This window comes from Acinetobacter johnsonii (assembly GCF_048551975.1).
Classification (GTDB): domain Bacteria; phylum Pseudomonadota; class Gammaproteobacteria; order Pseudomonadales; family Moraxellaceae; genus Acinetobacter; species Acinetobacter johnsonii_A.
In genome coordinates this window covers 1-1,045 of sequence record NZ_JBIMCF010000072.1, presented here as the reverse complement: position 1 = coordinate 1,045, position 1,045 = coordinate 1, and the positions used below count along the sequence as shown (strand labels likewise).

The following is a 1,045-nucleotide window of genomic DNA, read 5'->3' as shown; positions in this document are numbered from 1 at the left end:
CCGAATGACCAAATTTATCGTTTATAGCTTTTAAGTCATTTAAATCTATCATAATCACTGTGGTTGGATGTCCGTACGTTTTACATCGATCTTCCTCTAAATCCAAAAATGTATCCCAAGCACGACGATTAAAAACACCCGTTAAATGATCGGTTAATGAATCCATTTCAAGCTTTTCACTAACTCTTTTTTGTTCATTAATTTTAAGTTCATTTTGTAAAATTCGACTAAGTAATAAACTTAATAGCTCTAATAGATCACTATGTTGTTCTATGCTTTGAGGCTGTACTGATGGATCAATAGCACATAATGTGCCGAAAATAGAACCATCCTCATTGAATAAAGGTTGCCCAATATAGGCGTTTATATCGACCAGTTTGTTGATGCCTGCTTCTACATACAGTGGAATCTTTTTCGAATCAGGTGCTATGCGTGGCCCTTTATCTAATACCATCTTAGAGCAGTATGAGTCAGCCCAATTGAAGACCTGTCCTGCCTGTACTCCATATCCATGATCTTTAGCTTGCAAAACTATCCAATCATTACTTTCAGTACGAGTAATCATCCATAAAGCAAAGCCTAAGTGATTATGTAAATACTCTAAAATTTTTTCACCAGCATCTTTAAAATCTTTAAAGTTTTCATAAGAATGGATCATAATTACTCACTATTTTGATTAGGATTGAACCTAGAAGTGGCAAAATGCTATTTAATAGGACCAATAGAAACTTTAATTCTCATTGTATATACACTTACAAGCTTAATCTAAAAAATAGAGAATAAAAAACCCCGACATCCTGCCAGGGTTTTTCGTATTTGATGCTTAGGTATAACTCCTGTCGTACCTCACATTCCTTGTATCTGATCTTGTTATTCTTATCTGGAGCATCCTGCTCTCTATGTCCCCATGATAAGAAATTGATGAAGAATGGCATAGACGCAAAGCCCCTGAATGAATGTGCGCCAAAACGTACAAGTTTGGTCACTTTTTATCCCAAGAGTTGTCCGCAGAAATTGGGGATTATTTCTGAACTGTGACCCTTGA

At 35.7% G+C, this 1,045-nt stretch carries 1 protein-coding gene; it reads right to left on the bottom strand.

What is annotated here, in order from left to right; all coding sequences use genetic code 11:
* The coding region (locus tag ACG9ZB_RS16665) for a diguanylate cyclase (RefSeq protein WP_419326798.1) at positions 1 to 658 on the bottom strand (658 nt) is incomplete at its 3' end.
* Positions 659 to 1,045: the final 387 nt, after the last annotated feature.